This window comes from Roseibium suaedae, assembly GCF_900142725.1.
GTDB lineage: Bacteria > Pseudomonadota > Alphaproteobacteria > Rhizobiales > Stappiaceae > Roseibium > Roseibium suaedae.
The window spans coordinates 50,489-74,269 of the sequence record NZ_FRBW01000008.1 but is presented as its reverse complement, the minus strand read 5'-3'; the positions used below and the strand labels follow the sequence as shown (position 1 = coordinate 74,269).

Sequence of the window (23,781 nt, the reverse complement as noted above, 5' to 3'; positions counted from 1 at the left end):
GTGCCCGCACTAATCCATCACGAGACTCCACGTGTCAATGCCCGTATAGGATGTATTTTGCCAATCGTATTAGGTGTGTATTTTTTGCCACGCATTATCAGTGTTTGGGTGTCAACAACTCGCTTTCACATATGGATCCACCAAGCTTACAAACGGCATTAGACACTCAAGTCGGGTGCTACCGCGCATGTAGGCTGGTGGGATTTTGCCTAAGGCCCGAGTTTGCTGGCCACGCTTGAGCGCAGCGGTGTTGCTGTCTATTCCGGGGTTGACACATCAACGATCAAGGGAGCGGCCCGGCCTGCTGCTGATTTCGTCGACACCGAATTTGGGTGTTTCAAATGAAGCCGGAGTGCATGAATGTGACGAAGGGAGTTCTCAATTCTGTTGTTCAGCCCTTTGTGAACGCGATGCTAGGCATCTGGGGCAAGAGCCTGAACGGGCTTGGCGGCGCTGCCAATTTGTCGGTCACCACGATCCTGGGCTCGCCGAATTGCGTGACCAGCGTGCCAGAGAGACGTCTGGTCGCTTTTGCATTCCGGCGAGATTAAACCTGGATATCGAGCACGTCTTCATCACCGTCAATTGCCCGCCAGAGCCCGTATTTTGCCCCGCCAATGACGGTTCACCGTCTTATTCAGTGGCTACTTGGCGTTTGGCTTTGGCAGGTCCCGGCGAATGCAGGCGCAAGGTGTCGGGAAAACCGGTTAATCCATTTGCGGATCGGTTCCCGGCTGGTACAAATCCACCGCTCCGTCGGGAGATCTTCAACAGCTACCAAGCCTGGACGTGAGCAACAGTTGGCAATACCGGTGTGGGACATTGGGCTCTTACGGCGCGGTTTAGGGGAAAGGAATTCTGCACTGGCTGCTCCAGTTGAATGCCCCTCCCCTCTCTGGTTTTGTTGGATGCAATACCGGAACGGTACTGTCAGTCGCATCAATGGGTCATTTTCAAACGTAAACTTGCTATGGCTCGTTTGCGACCGTTTTACGTTATAGGTGGCAGCGGTGCAGCTTGGTTTGCGCATTCGGCGCATCGTTAGGTGGGACGTCGCCGATACCATGAGCAGGTATTGTCGCTGTGCTCGTTTCTTCGAAGTGCCTGCATCAGGAGATCAAGATTGAGTGGTTCCAACTTTTCCGACGCGAATATAGCAACTGCGATATTTTATTGAGCGCTCACACGTTCAGGCAACCACGGCGCGAAACGGGCAATATAGCAATTGCTATATTGAAGAGTGATGTGGATCGAAATGCGATCTAGTGCGAGTTCCGGAGCAAAACGAGAGCTGTTGCCAGAGAAAAGACAGTGGCCGGCTTTTGGGGCGCGCAAGGAGAAGAATCGGGAAGAGGTTAGGGGCAGGCCAGAGAGCAGCCAAGCCGACATTTGCTTGATCTATATCTGTGGTGGCTTCCGGCCCGAAGCTGCCGTATGGCGATCCCTAGATGAGCTGCCGCTATGTGTCCCAAATGTAGTCATTCGATGCGTCGGCATTTTCGATTGTGATCGGCCATTCCTGCTAGCATTTTCCCGTCAGAATCCGGTAAGCTGATCGTCATGGAGTATTCGTCAAGCGAGAAATTGGAACGCATTTATGAATGTGCGCAGAATCCGGCACCGTACGGAATAGAACGTAGCTTACTGCATGCCTACGTAGCTTGCCTAACTCTCGACGAACTCTGCGAGGCGATTTGTATCACTTTACAAGCTAAAGCTCCCTTGCGAATGGCCCTTCGCGGAAGGCTGTTACGTCTGTTGCGCCTGTCTGATGGTGAACATGCGGAGCGGCTTTCGCTACTAGTTGAGAAAGCGCAATTGCTCCATGACGGGAATTTCGTCTTGCGGACACGCGTGGATGCGCTTCTCTCCGCTGTCTATTCGTGGCTGCCACTTCCAACTCGACACGCAGTGCTCGAAAGCTGGATTGATCGCGAGAAACTGGCTCAGCGGGTCGATGGCTCAAAGCCATGGCTTCCGATGAGGCGTTATTTGATGCCAAGGCAATATTGGAATATTGGCTGAAGTCACGAAATGTGCGCGCGGCTAAGATAATAGCTTATCAGGCTGAGCCTGCTTTTCTAGACGGAATCCTTGCTGATCTCGCAGTTGGATGCGCGGAAGGTTGGATTATCACCAAGGCCGCTTTGAGAGCGAATTCGATACCCGAGGACCTCTGGAATATTCTTCGAGACATACATGCAGCGCAAGTGTTAGAGGCCTCTTAGGACCTAGTCGAAAGACACGGCGAATTTCGAAGTAATTCTATCGCGAATTTCCCTATACTCATAGGTCTTCGAAATGGTCATACAGATCGAGGGAGCGCTGCGGCCGCGAGACGGAGAGCTCGTCGATATCGAGTGCGTAGCGGCCCAGCAGGAACCTTCCGTGGTGCTCGCGTATCTCATAGAACCGGACGGGGCGGCTGCGGCCCGCGAAGGCTTTGACTATGGCGAATTTGACCGTGTGCGAGCACCGCATCCCGAACATGACTTCTTCCATCTCTAGCGGGGATTCTTGCGGGCCGCGCGGGCCGATAAGCCGCCATTCGCGCTCGTAACGCCAGTCGATGGCCTTCTTCGTGAGGACGGCGTCATCCACCTTCCGTTGGGCGTCCTCGTCGCCGTTAAGCATGGCGGCGACAGCGCTCGCCGCGATTAGCCGGCTGCCGCCGTAGCTTATTTTGTGCAGGTCGCCTGCCGCCCGCGCGGGTACGGAATAACCAATGCACACGCCCTTGTGCTGGTCGCCATAATGGCTCCACATCAACGGGCAGTTAGCCCGTTCGGCCAGGGAAACGATACCCTTGCCGTAGCGCCTTAGAAGTTCGTCTTCGACATATTGCCCGAAGAGGAAGCGGGCCGGGTCCTCTATATCGTACTCCGGGTTCGTCGCATTGTAGCGGATTTCGGCGACTACCTGTTCTGCGCGCAGACGGCTGTGGGCTGCTATGTGGCTGATCGTCTTCGGCCCGCTGTACCGGATCGTCGTTGCGGCCGCGTTCATTTCGGCACTGACGCGCTGCTCAACAAGGCGGGTGAGGATTGCTGCCAGCGCGTCGGCGTCAACATCCGTGTCGAGAGTGGGCCTCGTGTCGAGCGGGTCGTTGAATGTGCTCGGGTCGGCAAAGAACATCTGATCCGCGATCAGTGCATCGAGTGTGCGGTTGCTGAACGCGCGGTATTTGTAAAGCCTCTCCGGAATTTTCCGCTTTGCCATTACGGTCGCCCTATGAATCGAGATACTTGGCGTCGCGATTGTCGAAAGCGGGCCGTGTGCCTTCCAGGACATCGACGAGGAAACGGTTGATAGCGGGCGACTCGATGGCGCCCATCGTGTAGATGACAGCATTGCCGGCCGCGCGGTCGATATGGGCGTGAATAATCTGTTCCGCGTCACAGACCACAGCGATATTAGGGCTGTGCGTTACCATGATGATCTGGCGGCGCTTTTTCACATCCTTGATGACCGGAATCAGCAATCGATACACTGTTTGACTGTCGAGATTCTCTTCCGGTTGATCGACGATGATCGGCTTGTTGCTCTTATCGACCAGCAGGTAGAAGACCAGCAGGAGCGTACCGCGTTCGCCGGGCGAGAGGTGGCTGAGGTCTTTGTCGTCCAGCTTCAGTGAATACTCCGGCTCAAGGTAGCCGAGCCCCCATAGGAAATCGTAGAGCGCCTTCACTTCGACATTCTTGCGCAGCTGGGTGGCGATGCCTGTGGGCGTCTGCTGCGCCGTACGCATGTCGCGTTCGAGATGGGCGATGATCTTCTCGACATAGGCGAGCGCCTCGTCTTCGTCGTTCACGTCAAAATCCGCTCGGATTTCTTCGAGCGCCGCACCCTTTTCCTTGCGGTAGAACGAGCCGGCGACGCCCGTTGAAACGAATTTGTCGAACAGGTCGCCTTCGAGGTTGCGCTCGATGATGCTGCTCTCGAAGGTGAGCTTGAATCCTTCCTTGATTATGACGCTGGTGCCGATCAGTTCCTGTACCGCGGAGAACAGCTCCTTGTACGCGTCGCGGATCGCGGCGACACATTTGTGGATGCTGCGGGCGATCTCTCGGCGCTGCGTGCGTAGCTTCTCTATATCGCCGGGAAGACCGGTCTTCAGGTAGGATAGCTGCGCTTCAAAGCCCTTCAGCGTGTCGGGCTTGTCTGCGGCGCCCTCGATCAGAAGGCCTTTCTCCTGCCAGGCCCGGAGCGCCTCGTTATACTCTTGAAAGCGCTTGTTTGGCGCATCGAGTTGCCCCTGAAGACCGGCTATGCGTTGCAGGCACGCGGATTTCTGCGCGGGAAGGCTGCTGGCGCTTGCATCATCCAGCGCGGTATCGACGAGCGTCTTTTCGGCATTGAGCTTGTCACGCGCGGTCGTAAGGTCCGTCTTATCGACGGCAAGGGAGACCAGGGCGGAAAACGACAATCCGAGCTTTTCGAGGTCGGGGGCGGTCTCGCGGTTGAGACGGGCATACTCGCTTTCAAAATTGTCGATCTTGCCTTCTACCTTCCGGGCGAGCGCAATCTTTTCCGTCAGCGTCTTCAGCTGCTGCGTCTTCTCCGCTGTCTCCGCGTCGATCCGGTTGAGCGTGGTCCGCTCGTCGGCCAGCTTCTCCGCGATGGATTCGTAGGTGGCCTTTTGTTCGGGGCTGACTTCGCCCGGTTGCTCGACCTTCGCCGGCTCGATCTCCTTGTGCGCCTTCAGTTCCTGCTGTTTCTGGCGCAGCTGCGCCTCGATCCGAGCGGCGTAGGCGGGCGCCGCCTTTTCTTCGAGGCGCACCAGCTCGCCGTTCACCCGCTCGATCTCGCGCCGCGCGTTGTCGATCTGCCCCTTCAGTTCCTCAGTCTTGTATTCGATCAGCTCGTCGAGCGATTGCTGGCCGAGCCGGTCAGCTTCGCTGACATGGGAGAAGATGACCTTGCGCAGCTCGGCCTGGAATTCGCTCTGCTGGCCGGGCTCCGTTTCGGTGCAGACCTTCTCCAGATAGGTCTGCGGAATGTAGCGCACACGCTCGACGCCGGTGGTGTCGGGCTTCGCGTTCAGCAGCAGCGCCGTTTCGGTGCCGTCGGCCCAGACAGGGCGGACCGAAAACTGCTTTGCGAGCCTACCGCTACGCTCGCAGAAGCGGTCTTTTACAAGAAACGAGAAATGCAGTGGGTCGCAGTGCGCGTTGCCGGCCAGTGCGAGGATATCGGCAAGTGCGCTCTTTCCACTTCCCTTGTTGCCGATGATGGCCACCATGTCAGCATTGAGCGGTAGTTCGCTGTCAAACCAAGTATCAGGTGTGTCGGCGTCGGCGTTCTTTCGAATGTGAAGCCGGTCGATAAATCGCGTGGCGTTGCCGCGCACCTCTTCGAGCTTAGGCGGTATGCGGCCGATATAGACACGGTCCTCGGGCTCGTTAATGATCTGGCGCAGTCCGGAAAAGGTCGGGTCGGCCTTGATCCAGCAGTATTTGTCGGTTGGCCGAGAATCTTGATCCTTGAGCTTGCCAAGCTCATCGTTCACGTTGTGCGAGTCGCTTCCTTTGACGCAAGGCTTCCGGTTCCCGAACCACTCGCGGTAGGTGGCCTCGCTGAATCTGTTATTCTTCCATAGAAAAAAGTCGGCTTGCGCCTTGTTGGCCGATCCCAAGATATCGGCGTCGCGGATTAGGTGCTGCTTGAGCATTCCATCGGATTGCGGATCAATGTTGTCGATGCCACCATACTCGTCGTAGGGTAGCCAAACGAGATACCGCCCTCGGAAGCTGCCATCCGTGCTCAGTTTCTTCAGGGTTTCGTTGAAATCGACCTGCACGCCCAGTAGAAACTCGCTGCTGGCGTACCGCCCGCCGATCGAGCTGCCGCCGGCCTGCTGATTCTTCAAAAACGTCTCAATATCGTTTGGATCGAGTGCCGGGTCGAATATCAAGTGGAAGTTGAGACGCTGGCCACCCTTACCCTGCTTGTTCATCAGCACATTGGTCATGCGGCACTCGACGACCGGCAGCAGGCTCTTGCTGCGCAACTTTTCGAGAGCGTCGCGGTAGGCCGCGTTGCCTTCCGTGTCGCCGGCAGAATCGGCCAGTCGCCGGAGCACTTCACGATACCCCGCGACAGAGAAATAGTCGTTTATGCCGATCACGTCGCAATCGGCATTGCCCAGCTGGATGATGAACTGATTATAGCCGCCAGTGAATCCGTGCGATGCCGGGCTGTGGACATGCAGGTCCCACTTCCGCCACTCTGCGCCCCGCGGCCATTTGCTTCCGGTCACGCCGTTCCCCCGACTGTTGTTTTCGAGGCCCTCAAGGCCCTCAAAAGGTACGCATGGTTCTGTGCGGCGTTCGTGTCGCCTCTTGTACTCAACCCAAAAAATAATGTGCGGGCGTCGCTATTCCCAGTAGAATCTTACGAGCGGCAGCAATTTACCGAAGAACCTCCTGGGCAGTGTCGGAAATAGCCACAGGCCAAGTAGCTATGTTGATCGGACGTAATTCGCCATTTCAAAACGAACGGCATCTATATGGTCCGGACCGAGCATCCGCAGGCGTCCGGCTTGGCGGCGCTTTCGTGTCGCTCGTGCGGGATGATCAGCGTATGTGTTTCGGTAAATAGCCGAGTATGAAATTCGCTGATTCTCACCTGCAGGATGGCAATGGCTCGGGAATCCCGAGAGTTCGTCGGTTTCCTTGAAAGAACTTGCAGTCCGGGTAACAGATCTGGATGATTTTGGTTCGAGTTTCCAAAGTTTCCTGGCTGGTTCTTTCCTGTTGGTGCGAGTTTTCCCTAATTCTATGAAAGAACTCAGAGATTCCACTTTTGCCATGAACGCAAGTAAATTCGTTAGGTCTTCCAATAGTGTTTGCTGGCAAAGAGTTTTTGTGCTGCCGAGCAATTTCCCACCGTTGAGATATGTCGTTAGGAATTCGTTAACTTAAAATACCTTGCAGGTTTGGTTGGAATCCGGCATCCATGACGGAGTGATCTGTAGGAACGGGTCATAAACCGTCAGAGGGCATCAATGGCCGTTACCGAACAAATTTCCGGCGGACGCGACACGACCGCGAAGATTGAGAATTTCACGCACAGGCTGTCAGACCGTCTGCAGACCATGCGCGAGATGACCTATCCGCCGGAAGCGCGCAAGGTTTTCGGCCGGACGTTTTCAACGACTGATCTCGTGCGTCTTCTTGGCGTGCCCGAAAGTACACTTCGAACCCTGACACTGGAGGGGAGGGGACCGCAGCCGCATCGGGCTGACAACAACCGGAGGATCTATTCGGTAGATCAGGTCTGGGAGCTGCGGAGGTTTCTTGCGGACCTGCGCCCCGACGATGCCTTGCGTCTGGTGCCCCATCGGCGGCCGGGCGAGAAGGTCCAGGTGATCGCAGCTGCGAATTTTAAGGGCGGTAGCTCCAAGACGACAACTTCCGTCCATCTGGCTCATTACCTCGCTTTGCAAGGCTATAGGGTGCTTTGCGTCGACCTGGATCCCCAGGCCTCGATGACGACAACGTTTGGCATCCAGCCGGACCGTGACCTGAGGTCAGGGGAGGGGGAAGACGAGCGTACGGACACCACCTATGACGCTCTGCGCTATGACAATTATCGCATCCCGTTTGCCGAGGTTATCCGCGAGACCTACTTCCCGGGGATACATCTTGCCTGCGGCAACCTGCGTCTCATGGACTTCGAATACGATACGCCGACGGCCTTGGCTGAGCGGCGGACCGATGAACTGGGGCTCTTTTTCCAGCGTCTCGACGCAGTCATCCGGTCAGTCGAAGATTATTATGACATCGTGGTTCTCGATACGCCGCCTTCGCTTGGCTACACCACGATGGCGGCGCTTTATGCCGCAACTGGCCTTATCATTACGGTGCATCCGGCGATGCTCGACGTTTCATCCTGTTCTCAATTCCTCAAGATGATTGCCGATGTGACGCATACCCTTTCCGATGGCGGAGCTGTCTTCGAACATGACTTCACAAAGTTCCTGCTGACTCGCGTCAACCCCAACGACGGTCCGCAGAAAATCATGTCTGGCACGATGCGGGATCTGTTCGGCACCGATGTCCTTGTCTCCGAAGCGATTGAGTCCACTGCGATTGCATCGGCCGGTGTCGCCAAGAAGAGCCTTTACGAAATCGAACCTGGTGAAGTCGGCCGCGAAACCCTGAAGCGGGCGCTGGAAAGTGCAGACCGAGTGAATGCGGAAATCCTAGACCTGATCAAGAAGGTCTGGGGCAGGGAGGTTTGATGATGAAGAAATCAATCGTCAAAATGATGTCCGATGCCGCTGCTGCAGCAGCAGATGAAAAGAGCGACGTCCCGACGCCGGTGCCTAGCCAAAAGACGACGACGGCTCCCGTTGTGAATTCAATGGGGCGCGCACTGTCACATATGCGAGAGGATAGCATCGTCTCGCTGGATCCTTCCAAAATCGATCCGAGCCCTTTCTCGGACAGGTTCGAGACCGATGAGGAGGCTGGCGAAGCTCTCGAGGAGTTGAAGCTCTCGCTTCAGGACGAAGGCCAGAAGATCCCTGTCCTTGTGCGACCACATCCAAGCGAAAGAGACCGTTACCAGCTGGCTTACGGGCATCGGCGCTTGTTGGCCATTCAGACACTGATGGGTGAATCCACGCAACCCGAGACATTCAAGGTCAAAGCCTATGTCCGCAAGTTGAGCGATGCAGAGCTAATCAAGGAGCAATCCCTAGAAAACGGCGTACGCGAAAACCTAACCTTTGCGGAAATGGTTTTGTGGGCTGAACAGCTTCGTCAGGCTGGTCTCAAGCAACGCGAAATGCAGCCGGTGCTCGGTCAGGTTCAAACCATTATTTCAAATATGCGGAAGATTGCCGACAGCATCCCGCATGACATTATCCGTGCCATCGGCCGTGCCAAAAACGTAGGTCGACCTGCCTGGTTGGACCTTGCGAAACACTTCGAAAATCCGGGTGCAGAGAAGCGCGTCCGGAAGCTCCTGGGAAGCGATGATTTCAAGGTTGCTTCGGCTCAGGAGAGAGTTTCAATGGCTGCGCGCGCAGCAAAGGGGCGGGATAAGAAAGCGGCGGCCTCTGAACCCTCTGTTGTTGAAATAGCTTCAAATGGAACGGTGTTCGCCAGGATGAAATCATCGGCGTCGACGACGACGATTTCCATCCCGCGATCGGAGTCGGACTTCAGCCATTGGCTCGGTGAAAAGCTGCCGGAGCTTTACCAGAGCTTTCAACAGCAGCGAGACGATGAGGAGAGTTCGGAGACCTAAACGACGCCTTGCAGTCTCCAAAACATTCTTACCGGTGCGGCAATTTGTTGGGGAAAGCGATCAGCGCGGGTCCCATATTTGCTCTACAACCGGTAGGTGAAGTCCCGAAATAGGAAGAAGGAGGAACCGAAGAAGAAACAGGTTCAAAATGAAAAGAGACCGAAACGGCGGCAACCGATCGATCTCTTTAATCACGGTTCAGCAGGGAAAGCCCAAACAGGAACCTCAACACTTCTCTGTTTTAGGTGAATTCCGAATCACGCGCAAGATCCATCTTGTGTGAACAGTAGGATTATGCCGATTTCCTATCGTTGAACCTCCCGAATTGATCGACGTCGTGCCATGCTTGGTTACGGCGAACGGAGGTTGTTATGCCTACTGTTTCGAACGTCTCTTCCTTCAGGAAGATGACGCCAGGGATTCTTGCGTCTCAACGTTTGGCGATGTCCAACGACATCCCCGACATCGGAAAGCCAGAAGTCGCAATCGCTCTTAAGAGAGCTGCTCAACCGCTTGGGCTCACGTCTACGGCCTATCATGTGCTCGATATTCTGCTAGGGCTGTCGAAGTCTGAGGACTGGAAGGGGGCGGCTCGGCCGATCGTAGCGATCTCCAACGAAAAGCTGGCGTCCTATGTAGGTCGAAGCGAGCGCACGGTTATCCGCGCGATCAAACAACTCGTCGAAGCGCAGGTGCTGGCCTACAGGGATAGTTCGACAGGGCGCCGATGGGTACACCGAAATGGTCGCGGAGACATTACCTTCGCCTATGGCCTGGATTTTACGCCGGCACGTATCCGTTACCACGAAATCAAGCGGCTGGCGGATGAATGGCAGGCCGAACTCAATGCCAGACGGGAAGCGAAACGCACGGTCACTCGGGTTTCCCGGGCAATCGTCGATATCCTTGACGTCACTTCAGAGCCGTCCTTGGCAGGCTTTCTGGGACATATGGATGCTATCTTAGCAAACAGCTCGGATATCGAGGAAAAGGCGATAGCCTTGCTGGATTTGTACGATCTTTTGATTGAAGCAGTTGCGGAGGCTCAGACAGCCGAAAAAGTACCTGAAAACAATAATATGACATGCGAGCATGACATAGACGTCACCCAATTATTTAATACAAACTCACCAGACTCTTATACTAATAATCGGACATCCGCTCACGCGGATGAAATTCATCTATTAACTAACGTCGCCTACGGCGCCGAAATAGCTCCTGAAAAGGAGCATGCGGAGCCGGTAGCGGGTCAAACTGCCACCAAGAGCCCGCAGAACCGCTCAAGTAGAGCGGATTTCCAGAGAACAGCGTCCCTGGATGCGGTTTCCATATCTTTGTTGGAAAGCGGCTGCACGGTCGTGCAAAGTGATTTTGAGTTATCACTCAGCACCTGGCCAGAATTGATGTCAGCGGCGGAAATCATGAGGGTGGGCATTGGCCTCAGTGAATCCGCCTACGCAAACGCTTGTGGCAGGCTAGGAAAACAAGCTGCTGCGGCAATTCTGGCAGTGGTTGCCGAGAAGGCCCTGCGTGATCCAGACAAAATCTGTTCGCCAGGTGGATATTTCCGGGCGTGCTGCGACCGGGCTGCGGAAGGAAAGCTGGCGCTGGCTAAGTCTCTATTCGGGTTGGCCGCGAAATAACCTCAGTCAGGCGAAAGTGATGGCAGCTGACGGCAATTCGCTATTTGGGGAACAAAGGATATCCCTCATGGCAGAACCTCAACTTTCCGTACGCAGTGCCAAGGCGCGAGACTTGGCTCATCGCCTTGCTCGCTGGGATAGCCGTTCGATCGCGGATATCCCAGCGAGCACTTGAGGCATACGAGGTTAGGGAGGTCGGCAAGGAACCCGCTGCGGGCTTTTACGCCCGAGTTTCAGAAAACTTTGGGACCGATATCGATCTTGAGGAAGTGATCTTGAGAACTGTACGGTCCATCTGGGGCCGGAGTTTTGATTTTCCTGGACACTAATGTGATCTCGGAAACACTGAAAAAGGCTCTTGAACCGGGAGTGATCGCGTGGCTCGTATGACATGCTGCTGAATTGGTGTTGTCGACGGTTGCTATCGCCGAGATAGCGTTTGGCATACAGGAAATCCGTCCCGATCAGCGCGCCTATCGTCTCGAACAAGGGCTTTCGAACTGGCGGCGCAGATTTGCTGATCGGATCTTTGGACTGACGGAAGCAGCGACACTGGCATATGGCGACGTCATCGGCGAGCCTCCCGTAAAGGGACGCGGCATGTCAGCGCCGGACGGATTGATTGCCGCAATCGCACGTATCAACGGTGGCCGGTTGGCCACGCAAAATCTGAACGACTTTCAGACGAAAGGCCTCGAATTTTTCTCCCTGGGAGTTCTGATACAGTGAATAAGGCATCGCGCCAGGCCATACGGATATGGGGCACTCGGGGGAAGTAGGAAAGCTACAATGCACTGATTGATTGATGTCGGGGCGGTTGGCTTTCGGTTTTTCGAGGAGTTCGGCGTACATGCGCGGCGGAAACCGGTCGGGCAAGCCTACATAAATGTCCAGATACTTTGCCTGTAGGGTTTGCGCAGGTTGATCTGCTGCCCGCACTGATGAGAGTGCTATAGGAGCTGATGGGTAATTTATGAGTCCTAAGACTGCAGTATGATATATTATTCCATATAAATAATCGTGTTGATACCTTTTCATATATCTTCATTGCGACGCTCGGTGGAATTCTCTATATAGTATCCTATATGTTTCGTATCTTTCGATATAGGATAATGATATGACGTATAAAACGGAGCATATAACGCAGAAGCTGCGCGCTACGCGCGAAGCGCAGAAAATGAGCCAACGCGAGCTAAGCGCGCGGTCGGGCCTGACGCAAAGCCATATTTCTCAGATAGAACGGGGCACCATGGAGCCCGGACTTGGCAGCCTGGTGGATGTGGCGCGCGCGCTCGACCTTGAGATCGTCCTTGCCCCGAAAAAACTGATGCCGGCGATCCGCAATATCATCGACAGTACATCGGCATCGAGCGATGTTCTGACATCCGACCAGCGCAAACTCGTGGGGCACCTTGAACGGTGGTTTGCGCAGCACAGGGGCGGGTTCGGTAGTGCTTCCGACGCAGATACATTCAAAGATAGCCTCGCGGTCTTACGGCATCTTCCTCTGTCTGCCGAGGAGATGGACACATTCAAAGAGTCGACTGCACGCCTCGACCGGTGGCAGGCGGATCCTCCGTCCCGTCAGGAACTGAAAAGGATCGCACATGCCGTAAGACACCTACGCAACGCCGCGGTGCACCGCGACCGTGACGACGCGGTCATTCGCTCGGCCTATGCGCTAGATGAGGAAGACGATAATGCCTAAGGTCACGGTACTCGATGTCAGGTTGTATGGGGAGCCGGTTGCGACCCTTACAAATCTGCAGGACGGGCGCACCATCTTCGCGTTCAACGATGCTTATATCGAAGACGAAAAGCGGCCGACGCTTAGCCTGTCCTTGAAAGATCCGTTCGGGACGCTCATCACGAAGTTCAGGCCATACAATATGGTGGTCCCACCCTTTTTCTCGAACCTATTGCCGGAAGGACCGTTGCGCAAATACCTCGCTGATCGTGCGGGTGTGAAGCCGTCGCGGGAATTCTTCCTGCTCTGGATGCTCGGCCGTGACCTGCCTGGGGCTGTGACGGTACATCCCTCCGAAGGGGATGATGTGCCTCCGGATGACGAGCAGGCTATCGTCGAAGCGCGGCCGAACGCGCTGCGCTTTTCGCTGGCAGGTGTGCAGCTGAAATTCTCGGCCTTTAAGAACGAAAGAAAGGGTGGCGGCTTGACCATTCCGGCCGAGGGCACGGGGGGCTCGTGGATCGTGAAGCTGCCGTCTCAGCAATATAGCGGCGTTCCCGAGAACGAGTTCGCGATGATGACCATCGCCCGCATGATGGGCATGGACGTGCCTGAGATCCAACTGGTTGATCTTGATGCCGTGAGCGGCCTGCCGCAGGGGGTGGGCGAACTGCACGGGCATGCTCTGGCGATCAAGCGTTTTGACCGCACGCCGGAGGGAGCGGTGCATATCGAGGATTTTGCGCAAGTCTTCGGCGTCTTTCCCGACAACAAATATGATAAGGGCAATTACCGGATGATCGGCCGCGTGCTGGGGATCGAAACTAGCACAGCCGACGTGGCGGAATTCATCCGGCGTCTAATCTTCAGCACGCTAATTGGCAATGGCGACATGCATCTGAAGAACTGGTCGCTCATCTATCCTGATCGTCGTACCCCTGCGCTCTCGCCAGCGTATGACCTGTTGTCGACTATCCCGTACATCGAGGGGGAAGATACGGCGGCGCTCAATTTCTCCCGCACAAAAAAGATGGCGGCGCTGTCGAAGGACGAACTGGAGCATCTGGCTGCGAAAGCGGAGCTTTCCGAAAAGTTGGTGATCGACACGGCACGCGAGACAGTTGAACGTTTTAGGGCGGTATGGGAGGCGGAGAAAAAGAACCTGCCGATGGCAGCTAAGGTCGCCGACGCGGTCGATACGCACGCACCGACGGTCGAGCTGTATCGTGAGTTCGCGAAGTAGTGCCTCGCCGCTCAGAATTCAACTAATCAAGCCTTGTTGCATATTCAAGGCGTTAGTCTATCTAAAATCGGATGGCCGTTGGTTTCCTGACGCCGCATCGGTCGCCGTCAACGATATGCTCAAGAAACCAGTGCTGACGTTCATTGAGATGCACGGCTTCCGGGTCTTCGGCGGCGTGCCTGCGAGGGTGATCTATGACAATATGAAAACGGCAGTCGATCGCGTTGGCCGCGTCAAGGAACGGCAGGTCAACATCCGCTTCCTGGCGATGACGAACCATTATGTCTTTGCTTCTGAGTTCTGCAATTAGGCAGCAGGCTGGGAGAAGGGGCGGGTCGAAACGAACGTCCAGGATGCCCGCCCGCAGCTATGGCAACAGATGCCGGACTTCCCAAATTTGGCGGCGTTGAATGACTGGCTGGAGCAGTATTGCCAGGACCTATGGCGGGAGACGCCGCATGGAGCCTTGTCCGGTTCGAGCGCGGATGATTGGGCTGATGAGCGGGTAGCATTGATGGCGCTCGTGCTGCAAATCACCGAGGTCGATTTCGGCAAGGCCAGTCATCACGTCATAGGCAACGTATCCCCTGATCTATCTTTTCACAGGCTGGCCTTCCTGGCTCCTACGCGCAATGATTCCTACGCCTATCGTCCAAGCTTGCGCATATGCTTGAAAGTTGCGCCTAAAAAACGATAATTGCGCCTACCCCTACGCGCAAGAATTTCGACAATGGCGAACAAAGTACCCGAAGATGCACTGAAAAAGCTGCAGGATATCGTTGCTGAACATTCTGATGGCATTTCTGCATCAGATATTGCAAATAGCCTCTCCGAAGCTATCCCACGCCGTACTCTTCAGTATCGGCTAAAACAGCTTGTGGAAGTAGGGCTACTGCGTATGACCAGCAGTGGTCGATGGGCGAAGTATCACCTTTCGACATCCGGAGACCCCGCTGCTGGCGAGCCAACACAACAAGAAGATGACTACGGCCGCTTGATCAGGCTTTCGAAGGACGGGTATGCAGTTCGTGCCTATATCGTACAGCCAACTGGAGCCAGAAGGCCTGTCGGCTATAACGTAGATTTCCTCGATAGGTACGAACCAAATTCCACATTCTATCTTGAAGAGGGAGAGCGCGAACGTCTCCAGGAAATTGGCGAGTCCAAAACCGCGCCCCAGCCGGCAGGCACTTATGCGAAGCTCATTCTCAATCGGTTGCTGATCGACCTCGCCTGGAACTCCAGCCGCCTCGAAGGCAACACCTATTCCTTGCTCGATACGAGGCGCCTGATCGAATTTGGCGAAGAAGCGACTGGCCGAAACCACATTGAAGCACAGATGATCCTTAACCATAAGGATGCGATCGAGTTTTTGGTTGGCACCGCAGATGAGATCGACTTCAACAGATATACACTTCTGAACCTTCACGCCCTGCTATCAAATAACCTGCTGGCAGACCCCTCGGCATCCGGTCGTCTGCGTTATATTGCTGTTGGTATTGATCAGTCGGTTTTTCATCCCCTCGAAGTCCCTCAGCTGATCGAGACTTCTTTTAATCAGCTGCTGCAAAAGGCGGCTGCAATAGAGGATCCATTCGAACAGGCGTTTTTCGTTATGGTCCAGCTGCCATATTTGCAACCGTTTGACGACGTGAACAAACGGGTCTCGCGCCTAGCCGCAAATATCCCGTTGATCCGAAGCAACCTCGCACCACTGTCGTTCACTGATGTTTCTCAGCGGGCCTACACAGATGCAATTCTTGGCGTCTATGAACTCAACGACGTATCGTTGCTTAGAGACGTTTTCTTCTGGGCCTATGAACGCTCAGCTGCAAAGTATGCGGCAGTCCGGCAGTCCCTCGGTGAACCCGATCCGTTCCGGCTGAAATATCGTGCCGAGTTCCGCGAGATTGTTGCCATGCTGATCCGTGCGAAAGTGGGGCGCAGGCAGGTTGGAACCGAGGTCTCAGCCTGGGCGAGCAGTCGAGTCAAACCAGAAGATAGAGGCAGGTTTATTGAGATCGTGGAGGACGAGCTCATCGGAATGCACGAAGGTAACTTCGCCCGCTATCAAGTGAGTCCATCGGAATTTAGGGCGTGGCAAGACGTGTGGGGATCGAAGTGACTAATAACCGCCCACTCTAGTTCCAGCTCCGAATGCAGGTGAATTAGACGATGGCAAGGTGGTGAGTTGCGGCCGGAGTCATTTCCTGAGGTTAATCCTCAAGGTAGAAGCCTTCCTGGCATCCGAATTCAAGTTAAGGTGACATCGCCCAATCTGGGGTTTGGTCATACTACCCCATGCAATCGTTGCATTGCCGCATTACTTCTAAGAAGCCCGGAGCTTTTTAGATTTGGCAATCCCCTTATCGGGTCCGGGCTCTCTTCGCTTCGCTCACGGAGCCTGCCGCAAGCAGCTGTCTCCGCCTGCCGGTAACGATCCCTCTTGCCTCCGGACTTCCGTCCTGCGCGCTCTGCTTTCCCTTAATATGGTCCGCTGCCACGGTCATTGCCAGCAGGGCAGGAGAGGGGCCGCGCGGCATCCCCTCTCCCACAAGGGCAAAATCAGGTCTCCCCATCCTTCCGCACTTCATAAACCGGCTGCGCCGGCACATTCTGCTTGTGCAGGACTTGGGCAGCGGATCCGCGTGCCGCGAACCCGCTGCCCAGCCGTTCCGGTGGGCGATACCCCTCCTAATTTTGCCCTTGTCCCTCTCCCCTTCGCTCTCACCGCCGAGGTCTCAGGAGCAGGAGCTGGGCTCCTGCCCTTCGGGGCAGAACCCGCTTCGCGGAAAAGGGAAAAGGAGAACCCACAAAATGACAGTCGTCAAATTCATTGCCGAGGTAATCAGCCTGAGCTCGTTCCTCTCTGGCCTGTTCGGCCTGTGCCTTGTGATTGCAGGTTGAGGGGAGGGAACACCATGACCAACACGTCCGCCTACGTCACCGCGTTTTTCTATGACAGCTTTAGTGGGGCAATCGCAGATATCTCGCTGAACAGAGAAACCTATCTTGAGGAAATAAAACAGCGCATCAGGTGCAGCCTGTTCGATATTGTCCGCATCGATGACCATCACGATATTTTTTTGGATGACAACGGCCTTACAGACGGTCTGCACACCATCGTTTATCTCAAGGGTTTCCCTAATCCGCTTGCCGGTAATCTCGTGATTGTCGGCAGGGACGAGAACGGCGAAATTGCCGAGCCTCGCATGAACGTCGAGGAGATCGCGGCGATGCTTACAGTCAATCGCCCGGTCATGGATCCGGAAATGATCACTCTGGAAGACCCAGACCTGATCGGGTTCAGCCTGTCGGGTTTCACGATCCGGATAGAAAAATGTGCGCCGGTCATCGTTGTTGACGGGGAGTTTTGAGTCATGGCGAAACTCACCAAAGCGCAGCGCAAGGCTCACACGGAGGCTGAGGCGATCCTGAGGAAGGATCGTCTGAGCGAAGACGAAAAAGACTTCGTGTTCCAGAACTGGCACGAAGGAGCGAACCACATCAACGGGGCAGCCGGGGCGTTCTTCACGCCCTGGGGACTGGCAGCAGACTTCTCCATCGATGCCGGGGGCGCTGGCGGCCGCGTGATTGACCTATGCGCAGGGATCGGAATCCTGTCCTACTTCCTTCACCACCGCGCGAAGTGGGCTGACAATTGCCCGGAACTGACATGCGTTGAAGTCAATCCCCGATATGTTGAGGTTGGCAGGAAGTTGTTGCCTGAGGCCCGGTGGATTTGCGCCGATGTCTTTGACTGGCGGGACTGGCAAAGGGAGCTTGGTGGACAACACTTTGACGTAGCCGTGTCCAACCCGCCGTTCGGTGCCGTGAGGCGCACCGGCAATGGACCGCGCTATCGTGGTCGCCAGTTTGAGTTTCATGTCATCGACATCGCGGCCCAGCTCGCTGACCGTGGCGCGTTCATTGTACCGCAAACTTCCGCAGCTTTCCGCTACTCCGGCGCCCAGTACTTTAAGCGCGTGGAAGCCGGGCCAGCGGCTGAATTTGAGAGACTGACAGGATACCGCATGCATGAAGGTGCGGGCGTCGATACCTCGATGTACAAGGACGACTGGAAGGATACCTCGATCATTTGCGAGATCGCCTGCTACGAGTTTGACCAGGATCGCGCCCGTCACGGACGGGTGCAAGAGCGCCTAAACGCCCTGCCGGTTCCGGTCCTGCCGTATCGCCCCGCCGAACAGCTTGTCTTGCTGTGAGGGGAGGGGACAATGTCACAGTTCCGAAAGGTCAATGTCTATGACATCGCTTCTGGGCTTGGCGGAACGCATACGGTTTCCATCGTCGACGAATGGGGAGACAATCGCGTTATCGTTCGGGTCTGGTATGGCAGAGCAACGCCGAGCGGTTGGGAGTCCTGGCCGGATTGGGACGGTTACAGGTTTGCGGCGACACGGGACCAGTTAACGAACCCGAGAGTTTTGCGGTTCTACAAAGAGGTCGACTGATTCAGTTTTGAGTGGCTAAAGCAGCAGCGCCGGGCCAGCGGCGCGACCGGGCAAGATCGGCTCGCCCGGCTGTGGCAACAGCCTTGCCGCTCTAACGGAGGTAACGACGATGTGGCTTTTGCCAATAAGCGTTACCCTAGAAATGAAGAAGACCCGGAAGCACTGGCGTGTCACTATCCGGGTCCAATTCACGATCTAGGAAAAGGCGCGGCGGGGAAACCTGCCGCGTCACTCCGGTTCTCAATATAGGCCATTTCTCCAGGATCGCAAAGCCCCTGCCGTTTTCCCGGCGCATCGAACGCCCGAAAAACAGATCAAGGGGCGGCCCCTCCGGCCACGCCCCTCAATACTCCCTTCCCAAACATGAAACCGCCCGGCAGGCGGTTTGACGTGTCAGCCTGTTTGGGCAGCCTGGGCTTGTCTGTGGACCGGCACGGAAAGCTGTGCGCGGATGCTGACGAAGGGCGGCAGTTTAGGCGGCATTCTTCGCGGCCCGTCCTTTCTTCAGGAGCTTGCCGGGCTGCGATCACCGAGGCGGGTCCGTCCCAGGGAGAAGACTTCCCATGGTCTCGTTTGTTGAAAATTTCGATGGTTTGCTTCGTGAATTTACGCGGCTGACGCCAATCCGCAACCCTTCGGGTCCTCCACTGCGTTGCGGCCGCTGGCGGTGCGGACCGGCGCCGGACGCCGCGTCTATCGGCTTCGCACCATTCGAAATCAACAAAACGGAGACCAGCATGAAAAAGATCTTCTCTTACCTGAAACGTACCAGCCGCGACGTCTTTGCCTACTTCGGTAAGCTCCTGAAGAAAGGACGCTCCAATGGCCAGTTCAGTATCAGCGTCACAATCGGCCTGCCGCCCTTCGTCAGCATCCGCTTCGGCTACAACGTCGATCTGAAGTCAGACAACGACAATGCGAAAGCTGCCAAAACCGGCTGACACAACAAACCCGCATCCTTTCGAGGACGCGGGTTTCCCTTGGTTCAAGTTACGTTTGTCCGGCTCAATCCTGGAGCCAGGCAATTGTATCGCTCTGCCGATTGCAGCTATTTCACGGTCATGCCGATTGAGTTTGACGACAATTTCACGCTGTGACAAATGAACACTCAACTTGTTGCAGCACATCTCAAATGAAATACCCGATAATAAAAAATACCAGACAATTTGAACAATCCCCCTTGGGGGCTGGGCTCTACTCGCTTCGCTCACGGAGCCAGCAGCAAGCAGCTGTCTCCACCTGCCGGTCACGATCCCTCTTGCCTCCGGACAGCCGTCCTGCGCGCTTTGCTTGCCGTTTGGGTTTCCAAGGGCTGGAGCTTCTCTTTCGCGCTTGATGATGCGCGCGTTCCAGTATTCGCCCACATCTCCGGATTTTCCTGAAAAAATCTTTCGGTTCACGGCAAACCCCCAAATGATGGTTCTGCCAATCGCTGCGCAGTCATCCAAACAATAGGTCCGCTGCCGCGGTCATTGTCAGTAGGGCAGGAGAGAGGCCGCGCGGCTTCCCCTCTCCCACAAGGGCAAAATCAGGTCTCCCCATCCTTCCGCACTCCATGAGCCGACTGCGCCGGCACATTCTGCTTGTGCAGGACTTGGGCAGCGGATCCGCGTGCCGCGAACCCGCTGCCCAGCCGTTCCGGTGGGCGATACCCCTCCTGATTTTGCCCTTGTCCCTCTCCCCTTCGCTCTCACCGCCGAGGTCTCAGGAGCAGGAGCCGGGCTCCTGCCCTTCGGGGCAGAACCCGCTTCGCGGAAAAGGGAAAATGGAGAAAACACAAAATGACAGTTTATGCGCACACCGCCCGGTTTGATCATGGCCGCGCCCTCACCGAAGACGAATTGCGGCGCTTGGCCCCGTCGATCTTCGCAACGTCAGCCCATGAAAGCCGCTCAGACCGGTTTCAGCCGATCCCGACAATCGACATCCTGCGGGGATTGATGGATGAGGGTTTCATGCCGGTTGGCGCAAAGCAGGCCCGCCCCCGCGACGAAACCAAATCCGACTTCACCAAGCATCTGATCAGGCTTCGCCGTCTGGACGATGACCGCAAGTACAGCGTCGGCGATACCGTTTGCGAAATCCTGCTGAAAAACGCCAATGACGGCACATCCGCCTATGACCTGATGGCTGGATTGTTCCGCGTCTGCTGCCTCAATTCGCTGGTGTCCCAGACATCCACTCTCGACAGCGTGAAGGTGCGGCACAGCGGAGACGTTGGCGCAAAGGTGATTGAGGGGACCTATCGGGTGATGAAGGAAGCCGAAAAGGCTCTCATCGCTCCAGCTGACTGGTCGATGCTGGCACTCAACACTGACGAACGCCATGCCTTTGCTGAAGCGGCTCACGTGCTGCGGTTCGCAGATGCGGAAGGTGAAACAAACACACCTGTTAAGCCGGAACAGCTTCTTGATCCGCGCCGCCGTGGAGATACCGGTAAAGACCTCTGGACGACATTCAACGTCGCGCAGGAAAACATGATCCGGGGCGGCATCCGGACAGTGTCACGGGATACACAGGGACGCCGCCGCCAGAGCCGCACCCGCGCCGTGAATGGCATCGATCAGGACATCAAACTCAACAAAGCGCTTTGGGTCCTCACCGAGAAAATGGCCGAACTCAAGGGCATGCGAGCCGCAGCCTGAGCCAGAACCGGGGAGCGGTCCCCCCGCTCCCGTGCCCTTTTTCATCCAATTCACGCCCATCACGGCAACCGGAGTTATCCAAATGACCACCAACACTGCTGAAATCATCTTCGTACCGCTTAACGAGCTGAAAATCGATCCGCTGAATGTGCGCAAGACCTACAGCCAGAAAAGCATTGAAGAACTGGCATGCAGCCTTGCCGCTCAAGGCATCCTGCAAAACCTTTTGGTCCGTAAAGCCAAGGGCAATGGCTATTATGTGTCAGCGGGTGGACGGCGCTACCGTGCGGCGCTGCTGTTGGCGGAGCAGGGCACCCTTGCCGCCGATCATCCCGTGCCGGTGAAGGTGATCAGCAAGGAAGAAGCGCAGGAACTCAGCCTCACCGAAAACATCATGCGGGAGGCGATGAACCCGGCTGACCAATTCGAAGCCTTCCGCGGCTTGGCCGCCGCCGGTCAACCCGTCGCGGATATCGCGGCGAAATTCGGGACAACGGAAAGCATCGTCAGGAAGCGGCTTGCCCTTGGCCGTGTAGCGCCAGAGCTTCGGGAGATCTTCCGCCAAGAAGGCATGAACCTTGATCAGCTTGCCGCCTTTACCATCACGGACGACTACGAAGAGCAAAAACGGGTTTGGGAGGCACTGCCCTCCTATGGCCGTCATGCGAGCAGCATCAGACAGGCCCTCGCAGGCGAGGACGTGAAAGCGTCGGACAAGCGGTTGCGGTTCCTTGGCGGACTGGACGCCTATGAGGCCGCAGGCGGCACCGTCAAACGCGATCTGTTCGATGACCATTCAGGCGGATACGCAACCGATACCGCTCTTCTCGAAAAACTCGTTGCCGACAAGATGGAGGCAGAAGCCGAGGCGGTCAGGGCCGAAGGCTGGAAGTGGGTTGAGACGGTTTCGGAAATCGACTGGCAGGCCCTGCAGGATTTTGACCGGCGCTATCCCGAGCAAGGGGAGCTGACGGTGGAACAGGCCGAGGAACTGGAAGCGCTTGAGGCGAGATATCACGAGTTGGAGCTTTGTGACGAAACGGATGAAACCGAAACCGAGCTGAACGAGCTTGGCGAGAAAATCTCCGCGCTAGAATTGATCGCAGAGCAGGAAACCTACGCACTGGAGGACATCGAGACCGCTGGCGTGCTTATCTGCCTGAACCACAATGGATTGCTGCGCATAGAGCGCGGCTTGGTCAAGCCGGAAGATTGTCAGGCTGAGGACGCAGACTCAGAGGAAACCGGCGAAAGCTGCGAAGAAGGTTCAGCAGGGCAGGGGAAACCCGTGCTCAAACACTCCGCCACCTTGATGGAGAATCTGACCGCCCAGAAGACCGCAGCACTGCGTCTTGAGCTGGCGAACAACCCGGACGTGGCCCTTGCCAGCGTGGTTCATGCTCTCCTGTTGCGCCTCGCCTATACCGGCTACGGTGTCCACCAGCAGTCCGCCTTGGAACTGTCGATCACGCACACCGATCTGGCAGGTTCGATGAAGGAGCCGGACCAATGCGCTGCCCTTGAAGAACTGGAAAACCTGTCCGAGCAGTATGGAAGCCAAATTCCGGGCAATTCAGCCGATCTTTGGGACTGGTGCATCGACCAGACCCGCGATCAGCTTTTGAACCTGATGGCATGGGCGGCTTCGCATTCCGTCAATGCGGTGGAGGGCAAGTTCATGCGGCCCAAGTCTGCGGAACATGCCAATCAGATCGGCGCAGCCGTGGGCATCGACATGCGGGCCTATTTCAAGCCTACAGCGGAGAACTATTTCTCCCACCTGCAACGGAGCAGCATTCAAGCAGCGGTAGCAGAGGCTTGTGGCGGCGATTTTGCCGATAGTATAGCCGATATGAAGAAAGCAGAGGGAGCAACGTTCGCTCAAAACGCCCTCAAAGATAAGGATTGGTTGCCCAAACCGATCCGTTGCGGCAGCCCCACTACGCCGCAGCACGATGACACTGCCTATCGGTTCCCCGAGGCGGCTGAATAATCAGCCGCCGCCGGTCGCGGGCTTCCCTCCCGCGACCGGCTTCCGTTTCTCCCGCTCATCGATTTCGCAAAGCCCCTGCCGTTTTCCCGGCGCATCGAGCGCCCGCAAAACGGGTCGAAGGGCGCCCCCTCCGGCCCCGCCCCTCGGAACTCCCCTCCCGCCCGGAAGGGGATGTTCCAACTATGAGGGGAAATTCCAACCAGCGCGCGCCCTTGAAAATTCTGAACGAATAGATTGTGTTGCATCAATGATGCAACTTATATGTTCAGCGATGCTGGGCAGTTCATATTCTCAGAAAGGTCGATTTGATGAGGTTACTTTGTTGGCTCGCTGGTTCCGGTGCTTTTATCGCCGTCACCTCTCTTTCCATGCAGGCGCAGGCCCAAGACTATGACATGGATTGCAAGGTTATTCTGTGTCTCGCTGGCGGGTTTCCAGCGACGTGCAGCGATGCGAAATCCTACATGCTCAACCGTCTAAAAAAGGGCAAGAGCCCGTTCGGAGCCTGTACTTATGAAGATGGCGGTACCTCTGAGGCTGTGAAAGCGGATGCGCGTTTTCTGCTCGGCAAAGAGGGCCATCTTTGTGAACCGGGGAAGAAGCTCTTCTATGAACAGGATGATGATAATCACCTCAACGAGGTCTTTTGCTACTCGAACTTGCGATCGTACCATCAGGGCGGTGAATTGGTGACAATCTACGAGGGCAAGGAACCTGCGACCTTTGTAAATTTCACGACGCAGATCACCGTCGAGCCTGGTTCGGCTGAAGCATTTACGTCGCCGCGGTACTATGTGAACACTGGCGACGGCACCGTTATTGAACGATAATGCGGCT

The 23,781-nt window shown here is 56.0% G+C and carries 16 protein-coding genes and 4 pseudogenes; 16 read left to right on the top strand and 4 right to left on the bottom strand.

The genetic code is table 11. The features are described 5' to 3' along the window. Window positions 1–416: 416 nt before the first annotated feature. The 3 genes and pseudogenes from BUA94_RS23995 to BUA94_RS22235 form a co-directional block, all read right to left on the bottom strand. Window positions 417–772, bottom strand: a pseudogene (locus BUA94_RS23995) (DDE-type integrase/transposase/recombinase); the annotation flags it as partial. Between the two features lie 1,514 nt (window positions 773–2,286). Further along, window positions 2,287–3,219 (bottom strand): DUF2971 domain-containing protein, encoded by a 933-nt coding sequence (locus BUA94_RS22240; protein WP_073015573.1) that lies wholly within the window; start codon window positions 3,217–3,219, stop codon window positions 2,287–2,289. A 10-nt stretch (window positions 3,220–3,229) separates the two neighbouring features. Further along, window positions 3,230–6,259 carry a TrlF family AAA-like ATPase gene (locus tag BUA94_RS22235; protein ID WP_073015572.1) on the bottom strand — a complete coding sequence of 1,010 codons (3,030 nt, stop codon included), beginning with the start codon at window positions 6,257–6,259 and terminating at the stop codon, window positions 3,230–3,232. Between the two features lie 747 nt (window positions 6,260–7,006). Here BUA94_RS22235 and repA point away from each other — a divergent pair. From repA to BUA94_RS23865, 13 genes and pseudogenes are all read left to right on the top strand, one after another. Continuing rightward, the gene (gene repA, locus BUA94_RS22230) at window positions 7,007–8,245 is read left to right on the top strand and encodes a plasmid partitioning protein RepA (protein ID WP_073015571.1); all 1,239 of its coding nucleotides are present in this window, start codon (window positions 7,007–7,009) and stop codon (window positions 8,243–8,245) included. A 2-nt stretch (window positions 8,246–8,247) separates the two neighbouring features. Further along, entirely contained in the window at window positions 8,248–9,258 is a 1,011-nt protein-coding gene (repB, locus tag BUA94_RS22225; RefSeq protein WP_073015611.1) for a plasmid partitioning protein RepB, read from the top strand. 371 nt (window positions 9,259–9,629) lie between these two features. Then, on the top strand, window positions 9,630–10,901 hold the full coding sequence (gene repC / locus BUA94_RS22220) for a plasmid replication protein RepC (protein WP_073015570.1): 1,272 nt from the start codon (window positions 9,630–9,632) through the stop codon (window positions 10,899–10,901). Window positions 10,902–10,968: 67 nt separating this feature from the next. Continuing rightward, window positions 10,969–11,214 (top strand): annotated as a pseudogene (locus BUA94_RS22215) (plasmid stabilization protein). Next, window positions 11,211–11,622 (top strand): annotated as a pseudogene (locus BUA94_RS22210) (PIN domain-containing protein). The pseudogenes BUA94_RS22215 and BUA94_RS22210 overlap by 4 nt, the downstream one beginning before the upstream one ends. A 396-nt stretch (window positions 11,623–12,018) precedes the next feature. Continuing rightward, the gene (locus tag BUA94_RS22205) at window positions 12,019–12,609 is read left to right on the top strand and encodes a helix-turn-helix domain-containing protein (protein ID WP_073015569.1); all 591 of its coding nucleotides are present in this window, start codon (window positions 12,019–12,021) and stop codon (window positions 12,607–12,609) included. Beyond that, the gene (locus BUA94_RS22200; RefSeq protein WP_073015568.1) at window positions 12,602–13,831 is read left to right on the top strand and encodes a type II toxin-antitoxin system HipA family toxin; all 1,230 of its coding nucleotides are present in this window, start codon (window positions 12,602–12,604) and stop codon (window positions 13,829–13,831) included. Before BUA94_RS22205 ends, BUA94_RS22200 begins: the two co-directional genes overlap by 8 nt. A gap of 157 nt (window positions 13,832–13,988) precedes the next feature. Further along, window positions 13,989–14,348: pseudogene (locus BUA94_RS23215) on the top strand (IS21 family transposase); the annotation flags it as partial. Between the two features lie 213 nt (window positions 14,349–14,561). After that, complete coding sequence (locus BUA94_RS22185; protein ID WP_073015565.1) at window positions 14,562–15,956, top strand: Fic family protein; 1,395 nt, start codon at window positions 14,562–14,564, stop codon at window positions 15,954–15,956. Window positions 15,957–16,752: 796 nt separating this feature from the next. Continuing rightward, entirely contained in the window at window positions 16,753–17,208 is a 456-nt protein-coding gene (locus BUA94_RS22175; RefSeq protein ID WP_073015563.1) for a DUF3846 domain-containing protein, read from the top strand. 3 nt (window positions 17,209–17,211) lie between these two features. Beyond that, a complete protein-coding gene (locus tag BUA94_RS22170) occupies window positions 17,212–18,057 on the top strand; it encodes a methyltransferase (protein WP_073015562.1) in 846 nt (281 codons plus the stop codon). Window positions 18,058–18,069: 12 nt separating this feature from the next. Continuing rightward, on the top strand, window positions 18,070–18,306 hold the full coding sequence (locus BUA94_RS22165) for a hypothetical protein (protein WP_073015561.1): 237 nt from the start codon (window positions 18,070–18,072) through the stop codon (window positions 18,304–18,306). Window positions 18,307–18,869: 563 nt separating this feature from the next. Next, the gene (locus tag BUA94_RS23865) at window positions 18,870–19,247 is read left to right on the top strand and encodes a hypothetical protein (RefSeq protein WP_235860675.1); all 378 of its coding nucleotides are present in this window, start codon (window positions 18,870–18,872) and stop codon (window positions 19,245–19,247) included. Here BUA94_RS23865 and BUA94_RS23455 read toward each other — a convergent pair. Next, on the bottom strand, window positions 19,209–19,706 hold the full coding sequence (locus BUA94_RS23455; RefSeq protein ID WP_139251256.1) for a hypothetical protein: 498 nt from the start codon (window positions 19,704–19,706) through the stop codon (window positions 19,209–19,211). The two genes, BUA94_RS23865 and BUA94_RS23455, sit on opposite strands and share 39 nt — an antisense overlap. Window positions 19,707–20,087: 381 nt before the next feature. Here BUA94_RS23455 and BUA94_RS22155 point away from each other — a divergent pair, with 381 nt between their 5' ends. The 3 genes from BUA94_RS22155 to BUA94_RS22145 all read left to right on the top strand — a co-directional run bounded on the left by BUA94_RS22155 (window position 20,088) and on the right by BUA94_RS22145 (window position 23,774). Beyond that, the gene (locus tag BUA94_RS22155; protein WP_073015560.1) at window positions 20,088–20,951 is read left to right on the top strand and encodes a DUF932 domain-containing protein; all 864 of its coding nucleotides are present in this window, start codon (window positions 20,088–20,090) and stop codon (window positions 20,949–20,951) included. Further along, window positions 20,860–22,944 carry a ParB/RepB/Spo0J family partition protein gene (locus BUA94_RS22150; protein WP_084082196.1) on the top strand — a complete coding sequence of 695 codons (2,085 nt, stop codon included), beginning with the start codon at window positions 20,860–20,862 and terminating at the stop codon, window positions 22,942–22,944. Before BUA94_RS22155 ends, BUA94_RS22150 begins: the two co-directional genes overlap by 92 nt. Window positions 22,945–23,252: 308 nt before the next feature. Continuing rightward, entirely contained in the window at window positions 23,253–23,774 is a 522-nt protein-coding gene (locus BUA94_RS22145; RefSeq protein WP_073015558.1) for a hypothetical protein, read from the top strand. Window positions 23,775–23,781: the final 7 nt, after the last annotated feature.